The 24,546-nt window shown below is 35.6% G+C and carries 20 protein-coding genes and 1 pseudogene; 18 read left to right on the plus strand and 3 right to left on the minus strand.

Features of this window, described 5'->3' with window-relative positions:
- Window positions 1-1,003 precede the first annotated feature (1,003 nt).
- The 4 genes from BLS02_RS14785 to BLS02_RS14800 all read left to right on the plus strand — a co-directional run bounded on the left by BLS02_RS14785 (window position 1,004) and on the right by BLS02_RS14800 (window position 8,230).
- Entirely contained in the window at window positions 1,004-2,941 is a 1,938-nt protein-coding gene (locus BLS02_RS14785) for a hypothetical protein (protein ID WP_092493791.1), read from the plus strand.
- Between the two features lie 3 nt (window positions 2,942-2,944).
- A complete protein-coding gene (locus BLS02_RS14790) occupies window positions 2,945-3,793 on the plus strand; it encodes a hypothetical protein (RefSeq protein ID WP_092493792.1) in 849 nt (282 codons plus the stop codon).
- Window positions 3,783-4,985, plus strand: a complete 1,203-nt coding sequence (locus tag BLS02_RS19110) for a hypothetical protein (RefSeq protein ID WP_217633971.1) — start codon at window positions 3,783-3,785, stop codon at window positions 4,983-4,985. Before BLS02_RS14790 ends, BLS02_RS19110 begins: the two co-directional genes overlap by 11 nt.
- A gap of 431 nt (window positions 4,986-5,416) precedes the next feature.
- Entirely contained in the window at window positions 5,417-8,230 is a 2,814-nt protein-coding gene (locus BLS02_RS14800; protein ID WP_092493793.1) for a DEAD/DEAH box helicase, read from the plus strand.
- Window positions 8,231-8,250: 20 nt separating this feature from the next.
- Here BLS02_RS14800 and BLS02_RS14805 read toward each other — a convergent pair whose 3' ends face one another.
- Window positions 8,251-8,646 carry a (deoxy)nucleoside triphosphate pyrophosphohydrolase gene (locus BLS02_RS14805; protein ID WP_092493794.1) on the minus strand — a complete coding sequence of 132 codons (396 nt, stop codon included), beginning with the start codon at window positions 8,644-8,646 and terminating at the stop codon, window positions 8,251-8,253.
- A 186-nt stretch (window positions 8,647-8,832) separates the two neighbouring features.
- Between BLS02_RS14805 and BLS02_RS14810 the strand changes: the two are divergent.
- From BLS02_RS14810 to BLS02_RS14860, 10 genes and pseudogenes are all read left to right on the plus strand, one after another.
- Window positions 8,833-9,147, plus strand: a pseudogene (locus BLS02_RS14810) (DUF4352 domain-containing protein); the annotation flags it as partial.
- Window positions 9,148-9,285: 138 nt separating this feature from the next.
- Window positions 9,286-10,140 (plus strand): nuclease-related domain-containing protein, encoded by an 855-nt coding sequence (locus BLS02_RS14815; protein ID WP_092493796.1) that lies wholly within the window; start codon window positions 9,286-9,288, stop codon window positions 10,138-10,140.
- 413 nt (window positions 10,141-10,553) lie between these two features.
- Window positions 10,554-10,808, plus strand: a complete 255-nt coding sequence (locus BLS02_RS14820) for a VOC family protein (RefSeq protein WP_368073025.1) — start codon at window positions 10,554-10,556, stop codon at window positions 10,806-10,808.
- Between the two features lie 236 nt (window positions 10,809-11,044).
- Window positions 11,045-11,596 (plus strand): GNAT family N-acetyltransferase, encoded by a 552-nt coding sequence (locus BLS02_RS14825; protein WP_092493798.1) that lies wholly within the window; start codon window positions 11,045-11,047, stop codon window positions 11,594-11,596.
- A gap of 177 nt (window positions 11,597-11,773) precedes the next feature.
- Complete coding sequence (locus BLS02_RS14830; protein ID WP_092493799.1) at window positions 11,774-12,013, plus strand: hypothetical protein; 240 nt, start codon at window positions 11,774-11,776, stop codon at window positions 12,011-12,013.
- A 287-nt stretch (window positions 12,014-12,300) separates the two neighbouring features.
- A complete protein-coding gene (locus tag BLS02_RS14835; protein WP_092493800.1) occupies window positions 12,301-12,651 on the plus strand; it encodes a VOC family protein in 351 nt (116 codons plus the stop codon).
- Between the two features lie 744 nt (window positions 12,652-13,395).
- Window positions 13,396-14,184, plus strand: coding sequence for an HAD family hydrolase (locus BLS02_RS14840; protein WP_092493801.1), 789 nt, complete (start codon window positions 13,396-13,398; stop codon window positions 14,182-14,184).
- A 1,089-nt stretch (window positions 14,185-15,273) separates the two neighbouring features.
- Window positions 15,274-15,747, plus strand: a complete 474-nt coding sequence (locus BLS02_RS14850; RefSeq protein ID WP_092493802.1) for a GNAT family N-acetyltransferase — start codon at window positions 15,274-15,276, stop codon at window positions 15,745-15,747.
- Window positions 15,748-16,175: 428 nt separating this feature from the next.
- The gene (locus BLS02_RS14855) at window positions 16,176-16,799 is read left to right on the plus strand and encodes a TetR/AcrR family transcriptional regulator (RefSeq protein WP_217633973.1); all 624 of its coding nucleotides are present in this window, start codon (window positions 16,176-16,178) and stop codon (window positions 16,797-16,799) included.
- Between the two features lie 30 nt (window positions 16,800-16,829).
- Window positions 16,830-17,765: an alpha/beta fold hydrolase gene (locus BLS02_RS14860; RefSeq protein ID WP_092493803.1), complete on the plus strand. Its 936-nt coding sequence runs from the start codon at window positions 16,830-16,832 to the stop codon at window positions 17,763-17,765.
- 476 nt (window positions 17,766-18,241) lie between these two features.
- Here BLS02_RS14860 and BLS02_RS14865 read toward each other — a convergent pair whose 3' ends face one another.
- Entirely contained in the window at window positions 18,242-19,111 is an 870-nt protein-coding gene (locus BLS02_RS14865; RefSeq protein ID WP_092493804.1) for a DMT family transporter, read from the minus strand.
- Between the two features lie 761 nt (window positions 19,112-19,872).
- On the opposite strand from BLS02_RS14865, the gene BLS02_RS14870 reads away from it, so the two are divergent.
- The gene (locus BLS02_RS14870) at window positions 19,873-21,468 is read left to right on the plus strand and encodes a fibronectin type III domain-containing protein (RefSeq protein ID WP_092493805.1); all 1,596 of its coding nucleotides are present in this window, start codon (window positions 19,873-19,875) and stop codon (window positions 21,466-21,468) included.
- 96 nt (window positions 21,469-21,564) lie between these two features.
- Window positions 21,565-22,194 carry a class D sortase gene (locus tag BLS02_RS14875; RefSeq protein ID WP_092493806.1) on the plus strand — a complete coding sequence of 210 codons (630 nt, stop codon included), beginning with the start codon at window positions 21,565-21,567 and terminating at the stop codon, window positions 22,192-22,194.
- Window positions 22,195-22,410: 216 nt separating this feature from the next.
- Here the strand turns inward: BLS02_RS14875 and BLS02_RS14880 are convergent, their stop codons facing one another.
- Window positions 22,411-22,647, minus strand: coding sequence for a hypothetical protein (locus BLS02_RS14880; RefSeq protein WP_092493807.1), 237 nt, complete (start codon window positions 22,645-22,647; stop codon window positions 22,411-22,413).
- A gap of 408 nt (window positions 22,648-23,055) precedes the next feature.
- Here BLS02_RS14880 and BLS02_RS14885 point away from each other — a divergent pair, with 408 nt between their 5' ends.
- Together BLS02_RS14885 and BLS02_RS14890 are read left to right on the plus strand one after the other, a co-directional pair.
- On the plus strand, window positions 23,056-23,553 hold the full coding sequence (locus BLS02_RS14885) for an SRPBCC domain-containing protein (protein ID WP_092493808.1): 498 nt from the start codon (window positions 23,056-23,058) through the stop codon (window positions 23,551-23,553).
- A gap of 221 nt (window positions 23,554-23,774) precedes the next feature.
- On the plus strand, window positions 23,775-24,518 hold the full coding sequence (locus BLS02_RS14890) for a DUF899 domain-containing protein (protein ID WP_092493809.1): 744 nt from the start codon (window positions 23,775-23,777) through the stop codon (window positions 24,516-24,518).
- Window positions 24,519-24,546 lie beyond the last annotated feature (28 nt).

Raw genomic sequence — 24,546 nt, forward strand, 5'->3', positions numbered from 1 at the left:
CATTCGTTTTGTGCATGTGTCGGCTCATAGTTGTAAAACCATCATCACACCTTTTGAATTTATCATTTTAATTTCCTGAACATTTGATAAAATAGGAATAAGTACTTATGAATAGGAGCTATTAGCTATATAGGTGAAAGGATAGTCAAATGAAAAAATTCTACTAAAAAGTTTCCACAAAAACTGCAATCGGTGAGTAGATCGGTTTAGCGCAAAATTGGTATATAGTTTTTCACCAGGAAAATCATACTACAACCACGTTACGATATTGTATGTTTTTTAGATACTTCTGATTTACAATTTAATGAGGCATTAGCTAAACTACCGGAATGATCCCCTGTGTTTTTAATGGTGACTTACTTCCTATTGCAGCTTTTGAGGCAGAAGGATCCAAAGTACAGTGTAACACTTTCAACCTACTTCAACTACACTATCCGCGTCCGTCTCATCGACATGCTCCGCGAGAAAACAAGTTCATTCCCAAGAAATAATTGCCTATGAAGAAATTAATAAAGCGTATGATGGCAATCGCTGCTGCATATGGATACTAGCAATAGTCGACTAGTCTGGCATTGCATTAGAGGATAATGTTTTGGGGTGAGAGTTAAATCAAGTCTTACAGCTAATCATTGGAAATGGGTGCAATGTTATATCATTGAAAGTATGTCATTGCAGAAAATCGTGCAGCAAAATGTTTCATTTTGATAGATATCATTATCATTATCCTTCAAGTGAAAGAATTATTGAATTGAATTGAAGATATGATCTAAAGAAAATCAATTATCGATGATACTCAAAAGCTGCACATATTTTCTAATATAATCAAAATATACAAATAATTGGAAAATACATTCTGCGTGGTAGAATAATATTTATAAAATTATTTAAACCTTAGAAGCTATAATCAGTTCATTTCTAATTTAATATTTTTCAATTTTTCTGCTATGGAAGCGAATCAGTTTTACTCAAAGTAAGATAACAAAAGTCATAGAGGAGGCTACCCATGAAATTACAAACACTTAAACATAAAAAGTGGAAATTTTCGCCCATTCCTAACATAGAAGAGTCAAGCTTCAATAAAACGCTAGAACGTTTTCACGCGATGGGCGTAAATGGCTTAACAAGAGAAAATATACAAAATTCACTTGATGGACGTATGTTGAATAACAATGGGCCGGTTATTTTAAAAATTGAAACAGGTAGTATAAATGAGAGGGACATTCCCGGGATTGAAGAAGTGAAAGAACGTATCATGGATTTGGAAGGCCGTAATAATTATACGAATGAAACGATTAGTCATATGAAAAATAAACTCGGTCAGGATGAAGTCAGATATATATCTTTTGAAGATATAAATACGAGAGGATTAACAGGAGCACGTAATGGTCAAAGTGGATCAAAGAAAGATACTTGGGGTATTTATGCATATAATAAAGGAGTTCATTTTGAGGAAGATAGTCAAGAAGTGGAAATTTCAAGAGGTGGCTCTCATGGGGTTGGTAAGATTGCATCAAATGCCGCTTCTGATTTACACGTTATGTATTTTGCGAACTGCGATGAAAATGGAGAACAACATTTAGGTGGAACCGTTCAATTAATTGAGCATGTTTATAATGGGCAGGCATTTAGATCTACTGGTTATTTTACTGATATTGAAGTCTACGATGATAATAGCTCAAAGTTTTATCCATATGAGAATAACTTTCACGAAGTATTTCAGAAGGATTCAAGAGGTTTAAAGATCATTATTCCTTATTTTCGAAAGGAATATGATGATGAAAAGGCTATCATAAAAAGTATTTGTGACAGCTTTTTTATAGCGATTTTAAAAAATGAACTGGAAGTGCATGTGAATGAAGAAGAAGTTAAGAAAGATACGATATTAAATTACGTTAAAGATCAGGATTATTATAATCAGGATATAACAGAAGCAAAAAAAGAATTTACCCCTCTGTATCTAGATACGTATCTGGAAGCACCTTCTCGGGAAATCATCGTATCTAATGGAGAAGAGGACTTTCAATTTCAACTTTATTTTAAATACAATGAGGAAATTCCAAAGGGAAGAGTTGCCATTGTTCGGACGATCGGAATGAAGATAGAGGACTTTAAGGTAACAGGTAATGCTACAAAGCCGTTTAACGCGGTACTTATAGGTGGATCTAAAGAGGATGCCTATTTAAAGTCATTGGAAAATGAATCGCATACCAAACTATCAAAAGATCATTTTAGTGATACGCAATTAAAAAGACTTGCTACGAGGTTTATCAATAATTTATCAAAAGAAATTAGGAAAGTCATTGAAGAAGCAATCAAACAACATAATCCTACTGACGGTTTAATGGATACGAAGGATATCTTGTACGTGGTAGAAACACAGTTAAAAAAAGACTTGGAGAACTCCATGGGTACAGTGAAGATAAATAATGGCAAATCCATAGTGAAATCTACCGGAAAACAGTCAAAGAAGGAAAGGCGTAACAAAAGAGGAGGTAGGAAGAGTGAAGCTAAAAATGAAAAGAATTCTCCCCAGCGAAAACGTGATCCTCTAAAATGGCAAAAAAGTAATAAGGAAATGGATAATACTCAGGAGGAAGGAAAAAAGCTGTATAGTGCACATCCAGAAATGGTAGAGAGAGTCATAATATCTGATAAAGAGATGATAAAATTTGATTTTACAAAAAGCGACCAACTGGGAGGAGAAAAAGTATGTGACATCTCGTTGTCTATCATTGATGGAATGGGGGTAGAATATACAGATGAATTTAAAATACAGAACAACTATCAGGAAATTCTAGACGTCAATGCTGCTAAAAGATGCGCTTATAAAAAGAACGTTATTCAAGGTGTACAAATTAAAGATGGAGTTGCTCAGCTGCAGTTAAAACTGAGAAAAACGTTCAACCGATCATTAAAGTTCATTTACTATGTGGAGGTGTAAGAGATGATTTATAGAAAAGATGCCAACTTTCCATATCCTGTTTTATCTGATACCTCTCACAGTTATGCTGCAAATCACTTTGATTTAGATGTTAACGTCAGTGAGAATGCAGACTATTACCATTTTAACTTTAATTATAAAATAGATTCGGAGTTTATAAGTGAGCAAATCAGTAGAAGGAAGGCGCAATTAATCCTTATTATTCAATCAAAGGATAATAAATTTTATAATCTGAAACAAGGACAAAGAACCATAGAAATTCATAAGTCCCGTATCTCATTAAGCAAGCGTACTTCCGTTCAATTGCATATTCAGGCGTTGGAAGATATTAATTTTGCGAGTAATGATGATTTAAACGAATTCTATATTCAATTTAGAGAAGAAGTGAATGTCCCTAAGTTCTCTTTATTAGGATATTCAAATGTAAATGTATTTGATGGCAGTATTACAAAACCTTTTGATCTCTTTGAAAAAAGAGTGGATGAGAATTTGAAATCAGATATAAAAGTGGAGTTGGGACAGGAAACCATAATTATTCACTATAAAAACCCGGAGTTTCAGTTTAGCCATCTTCCTAAAAGCAATGTATTAAATAATCCTTATATCTATGCAGGCTTATCCAAAGCACTTCAGGCTTTTATAATAAATAATAGTGATGATGGAGATGTAGATATTGAGGATATGCAGGAACCTGATGGGTCGCTGGATTTGAAGTTATATAATTTGATGAGAAAAAAAATGGTTACAGAATTGAATATGGATAATATAGATGAAATCATTTATATGATTTCTGACCGTATTATTGAAAAGTATACTGCTGCAGTAGAGGGGGTAATTATGGATGGAAGTTAAACTGCTAGCTAAAGGTTATAAGACAAACGATACCTTATATCAGGATTTTCTTGAGGGTAAAATAAAAGAAAAAGAAGAATATTTTTCAAATGAAAAAGTCTATATTAGAGAAGCCCCTGATTTCCCAATCTATATGGGGAAAGGAAGTGAAGAAGAGAAAAAGAAGGACTTTCTCCAAGCTTTTTATGTGGTTTCTCAATCTTATTTAAACACGGAAAGGGATCTGCTTCTTGATGAGACGTTCTGGCATTCATTATTGTTAAGTCACAAACGGAATTTTATATTAGAAAAATATCCTGAGGTGGAGAATGAGAAAAGCAAATTCTATAGTATTGTTATGAAAAAGTTCGATTGGGAGAATTATATCTATAAAACCATATTAGGTGCACAATATATCAATGATAATATTCAAGATGAAGATGAACGTAAAAGGTTTTATGAATTAATAATAGAGAATCTGGATCTGTATAACTATATTATTAAATATGAGATATTTCGGAACGATAAATTTTTAGTTAATATACTGAGTATTATCGATGAACTTAATCTTTCAAAAGTGTTGAAGGCCAAAATTAAAGGTCGTGAAGATCTAGGGGACGATGAACGTGTCGGAAGGAGAGTCATCTTTGAATTTAATAAAAGTTATCCGGTAGTTATGTCCCCCATGCTTGATAAAGAAGAGCTTAAGAAGATGTTCAAGGAATATTTAAGCTATTACTATGATATATCTCAAGTGTCTTCACAGGAAGGTAGTTCAATAGTAGAATTAGAAATCAAAAATTTTAAAGAAGTAGATACTGTAGTTCAAACTTCTAGTTATGACTATTCTTATCAAGAGGAAAGTTACTTAGAGCCAAGTATTTCTTCCCGTGAAAAAATGGCCGCCGATACAGCTTTAAATGAAGAATCAGGATACCAAGTGCCTCCCACATCTATTCAGGTTAAAAAAACTAAAGAAACGAATGAAGAAATGGAGTCTGAAGTACAAGATGAACTTCTTGCTTATTTGGAGAAACATAAGCTAGAGTATGTAGATCATCGTAGTAAAGGTGGATCTATTTGGGTGATGGGAGATAATAGGATTGAACCATATTTAAAACCCTTAGAAGATGAAGGTATACGTTTTAGATTTAAGCCTGTTGGTGGTAAATCCTCGAAAAATAGACCTGCCTGGTTTTGGTATGATAAGTAGCTTGGAATTGATTAAAAGGAGTGCAAATATGTACTCCTTTTATTGAACCTTATATACAAAAGAAAGAAAACATGAATTTTGGATTGATCTGCCTCCCGATTAACACCTTAATTTCTTCCTTTAAAGTAACTAAACTATTAACTTTATATAGCTTAAGTTAGAAATGGAGCATCACAATAGAATAGGCCTAGAAAGAGTCTTCCCGATAAGTACCTAGCCTATGTAGGTGCTTATTTTTAATGCATAACATGAAATCTATCAATGCAATTGATTTTTTAAAAGCTAATTTGATAGTTAGAGACGGACCTTAAATGTGTTAAATCGACAAAATTAACTAATTTTTTACTTAAAATGAAAGGATTTAAATTTATAATATAGAATACATAGAAGAGGAAAGAGGACGAACAACCAGAAATTTACGGGGTGTATATATGAATGGGGAAAATAAACTAATTGTAAATACTGAACAGACAAATCTATTAAAAGAAATAACATCTTCACTGGAGACTTGCCAAAAATTTTATTTTAGTGTCGCTTTTGTAAATTTTAGTGGCCTTCAGCTTCTTCTCGACGCATTGAAGGAAACAAAGTTAAGAGGAGTGAAAGGTAAGGTGATGACTTCTACTTATCTAAATTTCACGGATCCAAAAGCGCTGGATAAATTAAGGGAATTTAATAATGTTGATCTGAAGGTATTCGTAACTGATCGTAATGTTGGATTCCACACAAAAGCATACATATTTGAATATGAGGATTACTTTAAAGTGATGATCGGTTCCTCAAATATAACTCAGTCAGCTCTCAAAAGTAATGTTGAATGGAACGTGGAGATCATATCAAAGAACGAAGAAACATTCATCCAGCAGGTTATTTCAGAGTTTAATGGATTATGGGATCGTAGTACTATGGTGGACGACTTTTTCATCCAAGATTATAAGCGATTTTTCAATAATATAGACAGAGTAGCTGCCTCGGGATCAGCTATCTATGAAAAAGCGGAATATATTGTTCCAAATTCAATGCAAAATCGCGCCATGGAAAATTTGCAAAGGCTAAGAGGACTGGGGGAAAAGAAAGCTCTTGTTATTGCAGCGACAGGGACTGGGAAAACATATATGTCAGCTTTTGACGTTAGAAATTTAAAACCCAAAAAGCTACTATTTGTAGTACACAGAGAAGAGATCCTTACTAAAGCGAAAGAAACCTATGAAAAGTTACTCCCCAATGAAGATATTACTTTTGGAATGTTAACAGGTACAAAAAAGGACTTTGATGCGGACTACGTCTTTGCTACGATTCAAACGTTATCTCGCTATTACCAAAACTTTGATCGCGGAAACTTTGACTATATAATTTATGACGAAGCACATCATGCCACAGCCGATACCTATCAACATGTCATTGAATATTTTGAACCTGATTTTATGTTGGGCATGACTGCAACACCTGAGAGGGGAGACAGTCGTTCAATTTTTGAGATATTCGACTTTAATGTAGCACTTGAGGTCCGCTTACATGATGCTCTTGAAGACGATATCGTGGTGCCCTTTCATTATTTTGGAATAACCGACATAGATGAAATTGATCTTAGCGATGTATCGGTTGATGATTTAGACGAAATAACGAAAAGACTCAAGGTAAATGAACGAGTCGATTTTATTATTGAAAAAATGCGGTTTTATGGACATGATGGAAAAGTACGAAAATGTTTAGGATTTTGTGCAAGTAGAGAGCATGCCCGTTATATGGCAGAGGAATTCAATAGGCGTGGAATACCTAGCACTTATTTGACAGGAGAGGACTCGGTAAAAGCTAGAGAACTTCGAATAAGTGAATTAGAAGATGAAGAAAATGAGTTACAAGTAATCTTCACAGTTGATATCTTTAATGAGGGTGTCGATATTCCTTCTGTTAATACGGTTTTAATGCTTCGCCCTACTAACTCTCCAATTGTGTTTATTCAACAACTTGGACGGGGCTTACGAAAATATCAGGATAAATCCTTTTTAACAGTACTCGATCTTATCGGTAACCACACAAAAACATTTTTGATTGCCATTGCTTTAAATGGTAGTCGATACTACGATAAAGAAAGTTTAAAGGTAGCCATATCAACCGGATTTGCACATCTTCCCGGTGCTACACATATCCAAATGGATAAAATATCACAAGAAAGAATTCTAGCACAAATCGACCAAGAGAAGTTCACTTCGATGAAATATTTAAAAGAAGAATATTTTGAGTTTAAAAAAATGAACCAGGGGCGTGTCCCTGATTTGCTAATGGATTACTATAAATACGATGGAGCACCTGATCCAGTCAGATTCATCGTAAAAGAAAAATCTTACTTAAATTTTGTTGCTAAAGTGGAAAAAGATCAACAGCTTAACCAACTACTCGCTAATGAAACTTTTGAGAAGACATTGAAATGGCTTTCTGGAATGCTTCCTTTAAAGCGAATTTATGATTTTATAATAATAAATTATTTAATAGAGAACCAATCTATTACATTTGATCAAGCAAAACATGAAATCCTAAAATGGGTTAAAAAAATAGATGATGATAGTACTTATCATGCAATGGAGTTCTTAAATCAGAATTTTTTTGATGATACACAAAAAAATAGAACGCCTAAGTTAGCAAAATTGGATGGTGAACAACTAAGTAGAACCGTTGCGTTTGAGGAGCTATTAGCAAATCCTAACTATGCAAGGTATCTAATAGATTTGGTTGATTATGGCTTATTCCGATATGAACGAGAATTTGGGGGAGATTACTATGGCGTACCTCATTTTAAGCTATACGAACAGTATCAAATGATGGATGCGGCACTACTTTCAAATTATAGAAAAAGTCATAGTTCATATCGAGGATCTGGTTTACTTTCGAATGGCAACGACTATTTCTTATATATCGATCTTCATAAGGAAGCGGATATTAAGGAAAGTATTAACTATAATGATAAGTTTATAGATCGAAAACATCTTCAATGGGAGACGCAAAATAATACATCACAGAGTTCTGAACGAGGCAAGAACATTATCTTTAATCAGGACAGAGGAATCAATTTACACCTTTTTGTCCGTAAATATAAAGAAATTGAGAAGAACAATGTAGAACCATATATTTATATTGGTGAAGGAAATACTATTTCATATAATGGTGAACGTCCCATTGAGGTTCAATTAGAATTGGAGCATATAATCCCACCACAACTTTATACAGAACTTACAGAAAAAGTATAGGCTGCTTCATATGAAGTAGCCTATACTTCTTCTATCAGCTGTTCTACCGCGGGAATGTCCGCTGGTGCCCATACTAGTGATTTCAAATTTTCACGTTTTAACCACACCAGTTTTGAATGCTCACTTAGAGTGGGTTCTCCTTTAACGAGCTTAGCCTTCATTGCCACTAAGTTAATAATAAAACTATCATATTCATGAATGTTTTCGTGAAAGACAACTGAAGCACTAATCTCACAAGAAAATTCTTCTTTAATTTCACGTTCTAACGCAGTATGTAATTCTTCGCCTTTTTCCACCTTGCCACCAGGAAATTCCCACATATTTGCAATAGACATTTCCGGTGAGCGAAGCGCGCACAATACTTCTTTATGTTCGTTTTCAATTATAGCTGCGACAACTTTTATAGTCTTTTTCAAGATAATCCACCTTTCTTTATCCCCTATTAATCTAGTACAAGTTCTATAATATTTAGTACTTCACTAGCATATTACAATATTATATATAGGCCAAGTATTCCACCGTAATAGGCTGGTCTTATCCTAAAGATAGAGAAGAGACAGGGAAATTAATTTGACAGTGGAAATGAATTTGTTGAGAATGCTACAACAAGTGGCAAATTTGTCATTCTGGATGTGACGGTTAAAAATGACCAAAAGGAACCCCTGACAATTGATTCCAGTTATTTTAAAATCAAGTCAGCTGACGGAACAACATACGAGCCTATTACGGATGGTCAGGTTATGATGGCGATGGGCGATAGTATGGGAGACTTTTTCCTGACACAAATAAATCCAGGTCTAAGCAAATCAGGTAAAGTTGTCTTTGAAGTGTCGAAGGATCTGAAATTAAAAGATTCAGTTCTGCACAGTCAGACCGGATTCTTTGGCACAGAAAGCATTGAAATTAGTCTGAAGTAAAAGTTGGATACGGCTATTCCTGCTGGGAGGCTGTGTTTGAGTGGGATAAACCTAAGTGTGGGTTTATCCCTTTTATATAGGAACAATTAACATCATTCCTTTACAATCCGATAATAGAAGTAAATAAATTTTAGGGGAATGATTTGTTTGCTTGGTCTGTTTAAGAAAAAGGAGAAACCTCAATCAAAACCAAAGAAAGAACAAACTAGTAATAAGAAAAACAATGAAGTGATAGCAGGCAGAAAAGGAGAGATTGGCGAGTATAAGATTGATATTCAGCTGTCACAGCTCCCAAAAGAGTACATGTATCTTAATGATATTATGATCAAAAATGAAAAGTCGGCATCCGGCTATTCACAGATTGATCATCTTGTACTAACGCCATATGGCATTTTTGTTATTGAGACAAAGAATTACCAGGGTACGATATATGGTGGAAGAAACCGAAAACAGTGGCTTATCAATGGAAAGTTTAAAATGATAAACCCGGTTATTCAGAACTATGGCCATATTCAAGCGCTTAAAACGATAGTAGATAAGAAATTTCATTCTAATTTTATTTCGCTTATATCATTCACAAAACGCTGTAAGCTGATAATCGACATGGACTTAAGAGAAATCTCAGCAGATGAGATAGTCATCTATGATATTTATCTAACAGAAACGATCAATAGAAAAGTAGCTATTACTAAATTGAAGCATAAAGAGCCTTTGTTAACAGAGGCGGATATTGAGCAAGTATACAATACATTATCTAAATCAAACATTACAGATCCAACGAAAAGGGATCAGCATAATAAAAGCTTGAAAGAGAAGACCAGCACGAATAAATCAGCAGCCGCTAAATGCGTTGTTTGCAGTAAACCTGTTTCACAAAAGGTTAAGGATTATTGTATGGCGAATAAAAAGTTCGGTGGGAAAGTTTATTGCTATGATCATCAAAGAAGTCGGTATTATATACAAAATAGTGGCCGTCAACTGGAACTACTCTGAATACTTCCGAGTAATAGGCTCTTCTACTTAAAAATCATCGTCCCTTCGTAGTCTTATACCCTTGTATATTAACTATTATAATGATGATTTAATCTAAATTAAATGTTAATGATTACAGCAATGAAACGTACCATCCTTGGCTTAGTTTTTTCCACTTTACCTTCTGGATGACTGAAGATTAAAATCATAGTTTTTGGAATCTAAAATGTTATCCTTGTTATAGCAAATTTGATTGGCTTTCAATAAGATCAGTTTTCTGCAAACGAGCCATTTAATGGAATAACTCATTGTATAAATAACGAAATTTTGACATAATTATTTTAAGTTAATAGGCAGCAATACAGAACAAAGAGATTAATTAACGAGGGGATTGTTTTGAATATTTATTTGGAACACGTTAGTGCGAATGTCTTATTCAATGGTATGAGGAGAGCTTGGGGTTAAAGGTAACTGGTTATTGGCCACATGAAAATCCGAATTATGCTCATTTTGAATTTGATAAAGGGGCAACGTTTTCCATTATAGAACATGATGAATTCCCTTCGCGTGGGCGATTTAATTTTAAGGTAGAAAATGTTGACGCTTTTTGGGAAGAGATTAAACATAAAGTTGAAGTAGTTGAGGAATTGTTCAATACTCCATATGGCAGTCGGAAATTTACTTATTAAAGATTTGGATGGTAACGAACTTGGTTTCGGGCAGGAATAGGTTTCTCGTTTTAATATTATAAGGAATTACATATTGCAGTACTGGTGATAGAAAACCATGTTCCGAAAACGGGCGCCATTCTAGAATAATGGCACCCTCATTAATTGGACCGTATTGTTGGGGAACACATAGAATTAAGTTACGTACCAATTAATGCAGGTAAATGTTAAATTGAGTTAATGGAGTGTGAAAAGAAATGGTATTATATCTAGGTCATAAACCACTAATAGAAGGGGAAAAAATTGTTCTTAGACCTTTTAAGGATGAAGACTTTCCTTTTATAGAAGAATGCTTAAAGGATCCCGAAGTATTAAAATTGACAGGAAGCAGTTCGGGGTTTAATAGAGAATCAATTCTCCAATGGTACAATACAAGAAATGAACAAACTGATCGCTTGGATCTTGCTATTGTTGACCAATCCCAGGGCTTACTAGTGGGAGAGGTAGTGGTAAATTTATACGATGAAAAAAATCATAGCATGAATTTTAGGATACTTATTGGACCAAGGGGAAGAAATCGTGGGTTAGGAACTGAAACAACTCAACTTATAATTGATTATATATTTAACAACACTACACTTAACCAACTTACTTTAAGTGTTTTTGATTTTAATCCAAGGGCCAAGTATGTTTATGAAAAGGCAGGCTTTGAAATAGAAAATATTGATAAAAACGATCTAGAATTTGATGGAGAATGGATAGATTCTATCAATATGAAACTGACAAAAGAAAGTTGGCTGAAAAGATAAAACTCATTAAAATAATGATCATCAGCAAATGGGCTCGCTAATCGAATAAATCGTCCTTCTGAATCGGGCCTATTTTGTAGAATAAGCAGGAATCTTCTATGGACTGTTGAAATAGTATTTATATCTGATCTTTTTGAAAAAGTTAAACGGGCAGTCTATTTTCATAGGAGGTAACTAATGAGTATTGAAAATGAAATAGCAACTAGCGTTTATCGAATGCGAGAATTACATGAAAACTTCTCAAATGGTAGCTTTAATGAAATGAATAAATATTATTCTAAGGAATTCCAGGGGTATCTTTATATGCCTGGTAAGGATCAAGTAAAATTATTCAATGCGGAACAAATTAAAGAGGGAAACAAAGGTGCGGCATTCATTATAAAGGGAAACACATTAAGTTTATTTACTCTGCCTTAAATATTGTTCCCCAATCTGAAACACAGGCAGCTGTTTCATATGAAATTACGCATCAAAATCAAGAAAAAACAGTTCGGGCTTTATCTCTTGAGGTATGGCGTAAAGAGTCAGATGGAGAATGGAGAATGCTCCGGTGGTATGATGAAAAAGGGCCGAGTATTTCAATTTAGTTGTCTTTTAGAATGTGTCAGCAAATGTAATCAAAGGAGCATATAAAGGTCCAGCTGGGAGTCTGTCGTAGTAGTATTATATTAGAGCATTTTAATGTCATAGGGAGGAATTTGCAATTGGAGAAGAATACTGGTGTAACATTTCAAGTAAGAATAGCTGATTATGAAGTAGGAATAAAGTGGTATGAAAAGCTTTTTAACAGACAACCTGACTTCATACCACACGGGGATTTTGCAGAGTGGGAGATCGTTCCCAACACTTGGCTTCAGGTTGCTAAAGGTGAACCGACAAATGGAAATGGTCCGTTGAGGTTAGGCGTAAAAGATATTGAGAATGAAAGAGAACGGCTTATGGAAGTTTTGAGCACAGAGATAGAAAGTGTTAATACCAGGGCAGGTGTGCCAGCAGCTTGGTGTTCTTTTGAAGATCCTTATGGAAATAGGATTGGCTTATATCAGGAACTTTGATATAAGACAATAAATGATAATAACTTTATTCCAGAAAGGGCGCCTTCCTTTAATAAGGGTAGCACCCATATAAACCGCTGGGTTGAAGTTAAAGGTTATTTAGTAAAAGTAAATGTTCCTTTAGGGTTCTGCGCTTGCTACCTTTTTCGGTTTAAATGATTACTACTTCTAATTCTGTATATTTTTCAGCAAAATTAAAGGTATTAAAAGTACGGACTTACCCTGATCTAAACTCATGCTGCTTTGCAATCCTTACCATCAGGACAACTAAAAAAATACATTGTTGTAGAATTAGTGTCATTTCTAAACATATAAACCTCCGCAGATTCAACTTCCATACCTAATAGTATAGACCATCGTTTTGATGTTTTTTTAGTTGGTAATTCATTGAGCCTGAGTCTCCTGCTTCTATGGTTGTTGCGCTCATGAGTAAAAGAAATAATATGTTGTCTTTGGAGAAGGAGAAGTATCTCTTTTGATCATACCGGGGTTATGAGAAGGAGTACAGAAATCCTCAAAGGCTTTAGCTTTCATTTATCGATAATATACTAAAAATACAGGGTGTATGTTTGCAGTCGGAAGAACCACCTGCCAAGGTTTAGCACCACAATCCGTACTACAAGCATCGATGGTTTATATCATATCACACTCCTCCCTCAATTCTTCATCAAATCATTACACACAGTTAATGTACACTTTACATTTAGGTGATATGTTTGATGTGAAATAGGAGGGAGGAAAAAAATGAATATACGTGCATTGTTCATTGATATGGATGGAACATTGCTGACGTCATCAAATGAGATTTCACAACGCAATGCGGAAACGATCAACAGATTGACAAATCAGGGTGTTAAAGTTTTTCTGGCGACAGGGCGTCAATATGAGATCACAGCACCATACCATAGTCTGCTTGGCTTGAAAGCACCGATGATCTGCCTGAATGGTGCCTCCATTCATGATGGATTCACGGGAAGGGTTGCCCAGATGAATCCGGTTGTGCTGGATGAGGCGCATTTTCATCGTGTAACCAATGAAATTCCGTGCAATATCATTGTGCACACAACCGACGGTCTCTATTGCAACAAGACGTGCAAGGAGGTTGACGAGTGGACCAGGGAAGGTAAGGTTCCGCCAAGGTATATCGGCGACTTGCGGCATGTAGATTACCGGAACGTGCTGAAATACAGTGTCAGGACAGGCTGCCATGGTTCGCATATGTCACATTTATTTAGTGATGCAGCGGATGTCATTGACTGGAAAGACGGGTTTGAGATAGTTGCCCCCGGTGTTTCCAAATGGGCTGCCATTCAAGTGCTTATTAGAGCGTTTGGCATTAATTCGGAAGAAACAGCAGCCATCGGTGACGGTCCGAACGATATTCAAATGCTGCGTTATGCCGGAATCAGCGCCGCAATGGCGAATGCTGACCAAGAAGTGAAAACAGCCGCAGATGTTACAACCGGTCATCATGAACAGGATGGTCTGGCTGAATTTATTGAAAAATACCTCGTTCAGTCATTTGCTATCTGAGGTGTAACTGAACTAAAAAACGATAAACGTGAGGAAATCGTTTATCAGATGATCATTCCCATATAGGTGGTCCTCTTTGTACAACCTTCAATCATTCTCCCCAAACCGAACCACATCGATCTAATCGTCATGCTTTGAATTCTATATTGCTAATTATCATACCATTTGTATTAGATTCTTTGTTAAGCTAACAGGCGCTATTATCGAATTGAGGAAGACTAATAGCTCATTAAAACACTGATAATTTAGCCCCTATTATCTTCCAAATCGATTAACTATGTAAATCCGCACTTCCTTGATGTTACCATTGATAATAATTGCGACAATCGCTGGTAAAAAACGTGACAAAAGTGGTACATTTTAATGGCCGAAATCAGCTAATGAATTTTTGTAAAGTTTTTATTTTAAAGATGAGAAATGGGGTTAGACTCCTTTGCAAGGTTAAAATTTTTACCAAAAACAGTGCCTATCACCTGAAACGATCCAAATCGTTCCAGGCGACAGGCACTTGTAAATAGTTATTACCTCATACTCGCATCTTCCCAGTGAATTTGCCGCACAATCTCTTTTTCTTTTTTTGGCGGATGAAGAAACAGTGCCAATATAAAGGCGGCGAATGCTAGGACAGTACTGCCCATAAACGCCCATTCAAATCCGACAACTTGTGCTTACTGGGCGATTACCTCATTTGTGGCGGGTGTTTCTGGTTCAACTCGGATGTCATTACCGGCATTAGGGCAAAGGACAGACCAAACATGCGAAGGGCATAGATAGTGGTAAAATAGGCGAATGACGTTTCAAGTGATAACTGTGTAAACATAAATGTCGTAACAGTTACAATACTAAGGCCTATTAATGCAAGCCATTTTGTTGCATAGTAGACAAATATTACGCATTCGTTAATGAAAAAATTTACTTTAAAAGTAAAGATGTTTTATTTATCGGTGGTAGTTTTTCAACAATCGGGCCATGTAATTGAACAAGGAAACGATTAATAGTAGCATATCAAGAAGATTTTACACGATAAAAATATATTGTGACAGGAACACATGTTTACTAAAATAAAGTAAACGACAGAGGGGGAGTTTAATGAGCGATTTAGTGCTTCGAAATGTGATTGAGGATGACCTTCCTATTTTTTTTAAGCATCAGCAGGATAGTGAGGCAAACCAAATGGCTGCCTTTACAAGTAAAGACCCTAATGATGGGAATAGCTTCGCTGAACACTGGAACAAAATACTTACGAATAAGAATATTATTAAGCAAACGATCATTGTTGAGAACACCGTCGTTGGCCATGTAGTACACTTCGAGCAGTTTGGAGAACCAGAAGTAACCTATTGGATTGGAAAGGAATACTGGGGTAAGGGAATCGCAACCAAAGCTTTACGGGAATTTCTGAAACAGGTAACAATTCGTCCACTTTATGCTCGTGCTGCAAAAGACAATATTGGATCCATAAAGGTTTTAAAAAGATGTGGGTTCATCATTTCGGGTGAAGACAGTGGGTATGCAAACGCGCGTGGTAAGGATGTTGAAGAGTTTATTCTCACCCTCAATTAAAGAAATTCAAACTATATTGTTTTTTTTATGGTGTGCGCTTGTCGAACCTTGGAACACCCATCTAAAGCTAAAAATGAGCCAAGATTTGAAAGTAGGCTGTCTCAGGTGCAAAAATTGCAAAATTGTGAAGTGAGGTACTTAAAGTAACACTATTTCCTTAAATAAGGGAACCGTATTTTCGTTTAACTATAGAGCAGTTAATATGAGAACTCTAAAAGTATTTGAATCAAGCTTTACTTAGGCATACTTTCTTCGGTATGTCTTTTTTATGCTCCGGTTAAGGTAGTAAAACTAATAAATCATTCAAACTTTTGCTCACTCCTAGAAAATAATGTGTTAATTTTTGCGAAAACTATTGACCTGATAGGTAAATTAAATTATAATAATATTGACCTTAAAGGTAAATAATTTAAATGAAGGTGGTTATCATGCTTCCAAAAGTTTTGAATCTGGAACCCAAAAGAAAAGATGTTATTTTAAATGCAGCATTAAAGGAATTTGCAACGAAGGGGTTTGACGATGCCTCGACAAATGTTATTGCAAAAGAGTCCGGGATTTCAAAGGGGTTAATGTTCCACTATGTAAATAGCAAAAAAAACCTTTTTCTATTCCTTTATGATTATTGCACTGACATGATTAATAAAGAGTATCTTGATTTAATGAATTTTGACGAACAAGATATTTTTGAAAAGTTGCGTCAATCATATCTTCTTCAGATTGAGTTGCTGCAAAAGCATCCTTGGATTTTCGAATTTATTAAAATTACTGCTACTACGAAGTCTGATGAAATCAATAAGGAGCTGGAAGGAAGAGTTAATGAGAAACTTTTATTTTGCCAAGAAACTATGTTTGATAAAGTTGATGAATCTAAATTCAGGGAAGGGCTTGACGTTGAAAGAAGCAAGCAGCTAATTTTTTGGTCGAATATTGGTTTTACCAATCAGATATTAGAGGATATTAGAAGCTCAGAAATTACTGAATTAGATTATGACAATATTCTTGCAGAACTTGATGGTTACCTTAATGAACTCAGGAAAATCTTTTATAAATAAAAATTACTGATTGGAGGTCTTGATATTACCATGAGAGATTATACAAATAAACACCAAGGTGATGCGCCGATTGGACGTTTTTACAATGTGGAAGAACGACACTTGTTACTCGACCACGCTGGGACCGGGAGTCCAGCAGTAGTATTTTTACCGGCAGCCGGCATGGTCGGTCTTGATTATCTGAATATTCACAATCAAATTAGTCAACGTACAACATCAATGATCTATGATCGAGCGGGAACGGGCTGGAGCGATCAGGTTAAGCTGCCTCGAAGTGCCCTCGAGGTCACTGATGAATTGCGGAGTCTTTTATATACCGCCGGAGTACCAGCTCCCTATCTATTCGTCGGTCACTCGTTGGGTGGAATTTACGCACGCCGGTATGCTCAAAGGTTTCCAGATGAGGTAGCCGGAATGCTTCTGTTAGAACCGCCTCACGAAGACTTTCTCCCCCATACACCAAAGCTAAAGAAACGCTATTTACCTCAGCAGAGTTTTGCGATCGTTCGGACACTCCTAACTTACAAGCGATCCTTTCGCGGGTTATTTGATCAGATGTTTGCCACGTGGCCGGATTCGATACGTGAACCGTTGATTGACTATCATCTCAGGACATTATCGAAAACGATTACGGAGAAGAAGAACTTGAACAGCGAACTCTATAACGAAGTACGTAAAGGAGGAGATATGCCGGATATCCCGTTGATCGTCTATACAGCGATGGGAGTCGACCCATTTACGACTCAGATCACGAGTAAATCATTCCTGCGCGAGACTACTGATCCATTCAATAATGTAAAAAATACGATTTATACCAAATTAGCCAATTCAGTTCCACGTGGGGAGCATCGTATACTCGAAAATGCTGGTCATGCTACGATTCATACAGATTGTCCAGACGAAGTCGTCAAAGCAATCTGGGACTTACTCGACTTACGTAAAACGCATGAAAAAAGTTCACAATAGAATAAATAAAGAGATGTGAATCCTCAACTAAAATACACTGTTTTTCGCTATATAAAAATGTCCAGAATGAACAGGAGGTCGAGGGATGATATGGATCGTCAATAATTAATTAAAAAGTTTGAAAAGCAGGCAAAAAAATACAATAAACGACGAAGAAGCGGTCAGGCCTATATATGGTATTGATATTGAATATCAATTTAAACTGTGCTACAAACGGGCGTAATCATTGAATAAATGGTTGCTTTTCTTTATATACTGGGACGTAGAGTAACTCTTGTATTACGTATTAGACTCAAACTGTGCAACAAATAATTTTTGAAAGAATTTACTAAGCGAAGTAGCAGCTTTTAGGTAATGTGTTCAACAGGTGCTGGGATTGGAGTAATTTTCGAAAAAAATTAAACACCTTTTCACAAACTAAAGAGGCAGGTGAAATAAAACCATTTATCACAAACTGTCTATTGACTGAAGGCTTTTTAGTTAGATTGTCTAACACTTAAGATAGTGATAGTGGCTAAAATAATGAGCATGCCAATAAGTTGAACAAAAGTCAAACTATCTTTAAGAACCAATACGCCAAACAAGGAAGCTGTAACAGGCTCTATCATAGCGATCATCGAAGCAGTTGAAGGTGTAGTCCATTTGATACCGACTATATACAAAACAAACGATACCCCGGCTCCGACGAGACCTAACAGGAGAAACCATCCTACATCACCCGAAGTTATGACAGAAAGTGCTTCATGGTGGTCGATAAACAGTAAAAGTATCAAGGAAAATGCAAAAAAAGCGATGGTTAATATTGACTGTGGCTTACCAAAATTAGAGGCATTTTTAAAACTGAAAATAAACAAAGCATACGAAAAACCAGAACCGAGTCCTGTAGCAGCGCCTAGTAGGTTGACAGATGATGAGCCAGACTTATAAGCACCTGTAAGTAAGAAGGTTCCCAATAGTATTACAACGATACATCCCCATTTTAACCAAGTGGAGCGCTCTAATCTTAGGAGAAACGAAATTAATAGTACAAACACTGGTGCAGTGTACATTAATGTAGCTGCGATAGCTATGCTAGACGCTTCAATACTCAGAAAATAAAAGGTGAAATTTCCAGCTAAACCAACTCCTGCCAGGGTAGACCATACGTACACAGATGAAGAGCTAGGCCAATTTTGTTTTGCCCGGAAAAGAAACCATGAAAAGATACATATAAGCCCTATGGCTCCACGATAAAATGAAATAACTGTAGGGTTCCAACCTTTGTTCATTAATATTTCAGCGATTCCTCCGGTGATGCCCCAAAGTATAGCTGCCAACATAACCAAGCCTATTCCACCATATCTCATTGTTGACCTCCTGTTACCGATATTGTTATTAAAATTGCTATCTCGGGTTTATTCCATTTGAGAAGAGCATTTAAACCTAAAATCATTTATGTTAATTGCTGTTTTTCATGTTTCGACCTAAAACATCTTATCCCAATGAAATAAAGGGCTATTAGGAGGGAGTGGATAATGAGCATATATTTAATATATATGAGAGCTTGTGTTTAAGTGATAAATAAGATTGGTTGCCTTAAATAGTATGTTGTTGAAAACGGGTTAAGGAAGTAAGTATCTTGATTTCAATTCTTCCGCTTAAGGTGTATATGACACTGTATTGGCAGTATATTTATAATACTAAATGTATTAACTATCATAATCTATTATGTATAAGAGACGGGTGCTTATTTTTAATATGGGAGACTGTTAGACAGTCTTTTTTGTGTTCAAATTTAGCACATGTAAATAAAGCTTATAGTTTTAGTTATTATGAATGTTGTAAATAATACGAAGGGAACCAAACAAGAATAAAGTCTACACTAACGAGGGCTTGTCTTGAACAGTAAGGTAGTTGCACGATTTAGTTTTATTAAAGAAGCAAGACCCAAATAAGTGCCTGGCGATAATGTGTCAGACATTTTATTTTTGGGTCTTTTTTTTGTTAAGACTAAAAAATTATTACTTGTTAAAAAAAATTAAAGTTTGCCGAAATAATAAGAGGATAGGAAAAGTATTCTTGAATTACCATTTTATTATTTAGAATAATTATTGCAGGAGGAAACGTAATGAAAAAATTGAAATTTATAATCTTTGCTATTTTGGTGGTGTTTTTCATTTTTCCGGTGAATAGCTTGCAGGCAGAAGAACTGAAGACATATGACAAACTAACCTTGGTAGACGAAGATTACCAAAATGATTCACTACTTCGAGTATACAAAGATAAAGATGGGAATGTCGTTTTTCATTCTATTTTTATTCAATCGGAGTTAAGTGACACCATTAAGGCAAGCGAGGACCAAGTTTTGACAGCCAAAAAATTATTGCTTGCATTTTATATGAAGTTCGATTTAACCAATAAAATGAATGAATTATTACATAAGTCCTTTCCTAAATCCAATCCTAGAACCGATCTGGAAGTAAAAACAATTGAAATTTCCCCTGACTATTTGGATAGGTTGGAAGAAACAGAATCAATATCACTTGCATATGCGAAAGATCAAAAAGCAAAATTTGAACAGTTAAGTGAAGCAGAGCAAGAAGCACAAAAAGGGTATACCTTTTATTATTACGATTACGGTGAGGAATATTTAGGAACAACGGAGGAGTATATAAAGCGTTTAGATGTTGAAATTAAGGAAAGTACAGATCAATCGATTACGATAAGTTGGACTGCGAATAACACAAACGTTCCAGGCGGAATTCTTTATATGTACGTATCCCTTGATTCAAAATGGAGTGAATGTTTTCCAGTAGGCGCTGTTTCACCTTGTAGAATTAAGGTGGACGGAGAACAGCAATTTACGCTGGATAATTTAGAACCTTCAACCACACACAAAATCAGAATTGGGGGAGGCGTATTTTCGGAAGATTCAACTGCATCTAAGTCCGTTGAAGCAACAACAGAACCAAAAAGTAAGAATGAAAAAGAGAAATCTAAGGGAGACGATGTTTCTCTAAAAAATCATATTACTGTTGATCCAAACATTACGAAGAATACGGCAACACTTCCAATGAATGTAATTGATTTACTTGCAAACGAAGGATTATTAACCGTCAACTTGGAAAAAATGTCTAATAAAGAGAACTCAACTATTCAATTTAGTCAAGAAGAAATGGATGAATTGTTACAACGTAAAGCAACCATCCAGCTTAATCATAGTGAGGTTGAACTTTCCGTACCGTCTAACGTATTACAAAACTCAAAAGTCACAAAAATAAACTTGGATAAATTGGAAGCTGTTAATGGTGCTCTTAGCGCTGTATTTGACTTTAGTATTACCCAGGGGAATGAAGTTGTCAGTCAATTTGACCAACCAATTACACTCCGTTTCCCAGTAGATCAAGAATTGGTCAAGGATACGAATAATCTAGCAATTTACTTCCTTAATGAAGAAACAAATGAGTGGGAAAAAATCGGTGGAACTTACAAAGATGGAAATGTAACCGCCACAGTTAATCATTTCAGCACATATACTGTCTTTGAAGAATCTGTAGAAGAAACCACATCTAACGAAGGCTCTACTATTAATGATAGTGGAGTAACTGGGAAAAAACTACCAAATACTGCATCAAATGCTATGAACTTCCTAATGCTTGGATTGTTATTCAGCCTTCTAGCTATTGCTTTGGTCGTTTATCAGAAAAAAAGAGGAAGAGCTTAAAAATTTTAGTTTCCCCTCCTACCTTTAGGAGGGGATTAGTTAATTATTAGTTCACAGTTAATTATGTAAATATCATAATAGGAGTTGGAAAATGTTATGCCAGTAAAGAAAAAGAAGGTCAGCATAATTGTGATTGTATCCATTCTATCTACTTTAGGTGGGATTTTCTTGCTATACGGATCGTGGCTAATGGTAGACAGTAAAATTTCACAGGATAAAGCACATGAAATTGCAAAATCGAAAGTGGTATCTAGCTCAGCACAAGTGATTACTAAAAAGGCAACTCCTCAATCCTATCAATTTGAAAAAGGAGAAATTTTTGGTGTTTTACACATACCTAGCATAAAGGCGGAGCTTCCAATAATAGAAGGTACGGGGGAGCAAGAACTTAAACAAGGGGTCGGGCATTTTATCGGTTCTTCTTTCCCGATGCAAAATAATCAAATTGTTCTTTCAGGTCACCGAAACACAGTGTTTCAGAATATAGGTGATCTTGTTATTGGCGATTATATAGTTGTTGAAATGCTTGACGGAGAGTATAAGTATGAAATTAAATATACGGAAATTGTAGATGCAGATGATCGTACAGTGATCCGTTCGACAGCACCTAATGAAATACTTACGTTAACTACTTGTTATCCATTTAGCTATATAGGAAGCGCTCCTAAAAGATATATAGTTTATGCCGAACCAGTTTTTGTAGAGCAATCTGGTGAGAGAGGTTAATATATAGGACTTTAACCTCTCTTACAATAGATTGTTCCGATCCCCCTTCAAAAAATTTCTCATTGTGAAACGAGAAGTACAAGAGTTACTTAATGGAGATGGAAAGATGTTAGAATTTAATACAAGAAACAATTAATGATTTTGATATCAATTTATCCTATATAAATCTAGATTTTAATGTACATAATTTTGTTGAAAAAAATTTTTTATCTTCTGTTAAGTGTAGAGGACATGAAGGTAATTAGTATTGTCATAGATGGACCATTTAAACTTAATTATTTTTGATGTGGATAGTGTCATTGCATGAGGTTCGCGAACACCTTCATCAATGGCTACGTTTAGCCATTGCAAAAACAAATCTGATGGGTTGTTCGTTATCTCGTTTGGATGAAAATCCGGTAACGGACCGGCCAATGACTTTAAATTGCTTAATAAATCCTTTGCTTGCTTCATAATCCTGCCCCTTTCATTATGAATCTAGCATCTTATTTTAATATAAAAGAATAAATATCTTGAATCAACTTTATCATTATTTTAAAGGTAGATAGCAGCAGTATTGCTAATGTTTCTTATGTAATCAAAAATAAGAACCCTAATCTGCAGCAATAGGTCCAGATTATTGAGCAATCGAGAAGAAATTCTTCGCAATAGTATGTGATAGACTTAAGAAAACATAAGGGGGTAATAAGTTTAATCCGTCTATAAATGAATGTGTTAACAGGTGCATTCCTGGAGTAAGAAACTGCTCCTTTTTTACTTAAAACAAGAGAAAGGTATGGTTTAATTACCGATATTTGCAGGAAATACAAAAGAGTGAAATCAAAAAGAAAGATAATTAATAAAATTACTGGAGGGACCAAAATGATAACCCAAGTTGAAATAACCCATACTTTCAATGCTACACGTGAACTAGTGTTTAGGTCATTTACAGAATCAGAGCATCTACAGAACTGGTGGGGGCCGAAAGAGTGGACGTTTCATGTTGCAAAAGCAGATTTTCGTCCGGGAGGTGTCTTTCATTACAGCCAGAACCCTGCTGATGGCGATGTAATGTGGGTTAAATTTGTATACAATGAAATGATTACACCAGAGAGAGTCGTTTACACTAGTTATTTTTCTGATGAGGATGGAAATATTGTGCGTGCACCTTTTAACGAAAACTGGCCATTGGAAACATTGAATACACTGACGTTCACTGAAAATGGGGGTAAAACAACCCTTACAGCAATAGTAGCTCCTGCTGCATCAGCAACTGAAGAGGAACTGAAGACCTTTGGAGAATCACAAGTTATGGTTCATGAAGGATTTTCAGGAACCTTCAATCAATTAGAAGATTATTTATCAAAGGAATTAAAATAATCCGGACCATGCAAGAAAATCACCGACTAAATTAGCGGTGGTTTTCTTTTTGAGGTGGAGAATATAATTGATTTAATTTTCAAACCCATACAAACGTGCGCAAATCAGGGATAAGTGCCTGCGTCTAAATTTTATATAAGGGTCATTTTGTTAAGAAAAAAGGATTTTAAGACAAACGAAATGAAGTAATTATGATAAGCAAACAGAAAGGAGTATATATTATGAGTGAGGATATTAGCGTAAATCTTCCCGAGATTGTCACGCATGATGACTGGCTTGCGGCTCGTCAGAAGTTATTAACAAAGGAGAAGGAGATTACTCGTAAGCAGGATGAATTGAGTGCTGAGCGTCGCAGGATGCCCATGGTTGAAATCGACAAAAATTATATTTTTGAAGGACCAAATGGCGAAGTAAGTTTACTTGATTTATTTAAGGAGTGTCGCCAGCTTATTGTCTATCACTTTATGTTTGATCCGACTTGGGATGAGGGTTGCGAGGGTTGCTCCATGATTGTTGATAGCATGGGACACCTTTCTCATCTGTATGCTCGTGGTACTTCTTTAGTTTTGGTGTCCCAGGCACCTTTGAGCAAAATCGAACCTTTTAAAGAACGTATGGGTTGGGGGATACCGTGGTTTTCTTCTTTTGAAAGCGAATTTAATTACGATTTTGAGGCTACATCAAAGGATGGTGCACAGCTTCAACACCAGGGATTGAGTGTTTTTCTGCGTGATGGAGACCGTGTCTTTCACACGTATTCTACGTATTTACGAGGTCTCGATACACTTTTTAGTCCTTTTAACTACCTTGACCTAACACCATTTGGCAGACAAGAAACTTGGGAAAAATCGCCCGAAGGCTGGCCGCAATCTCCCCCGTATGAATGGTGGCGTCTCCATGACGCTTACGATTACACTGAAGTTCCAGGTTCATGTTGTCATTCAAGAAGCATCACTCGTAAATAGTTGTATTTTTGGTACAGGGCAACAAACT

The sequence above is a fragment of the Virgibacillus salinus genome (assembly GCF_900102415.1).
In the GTDB taxonomy this organism is placed as follows: Bacteria; Bacillota; Bacilli; order Bacillales; family Amphibacillaceae; genus Lentibacillus; species Lentibacillus subterraneus.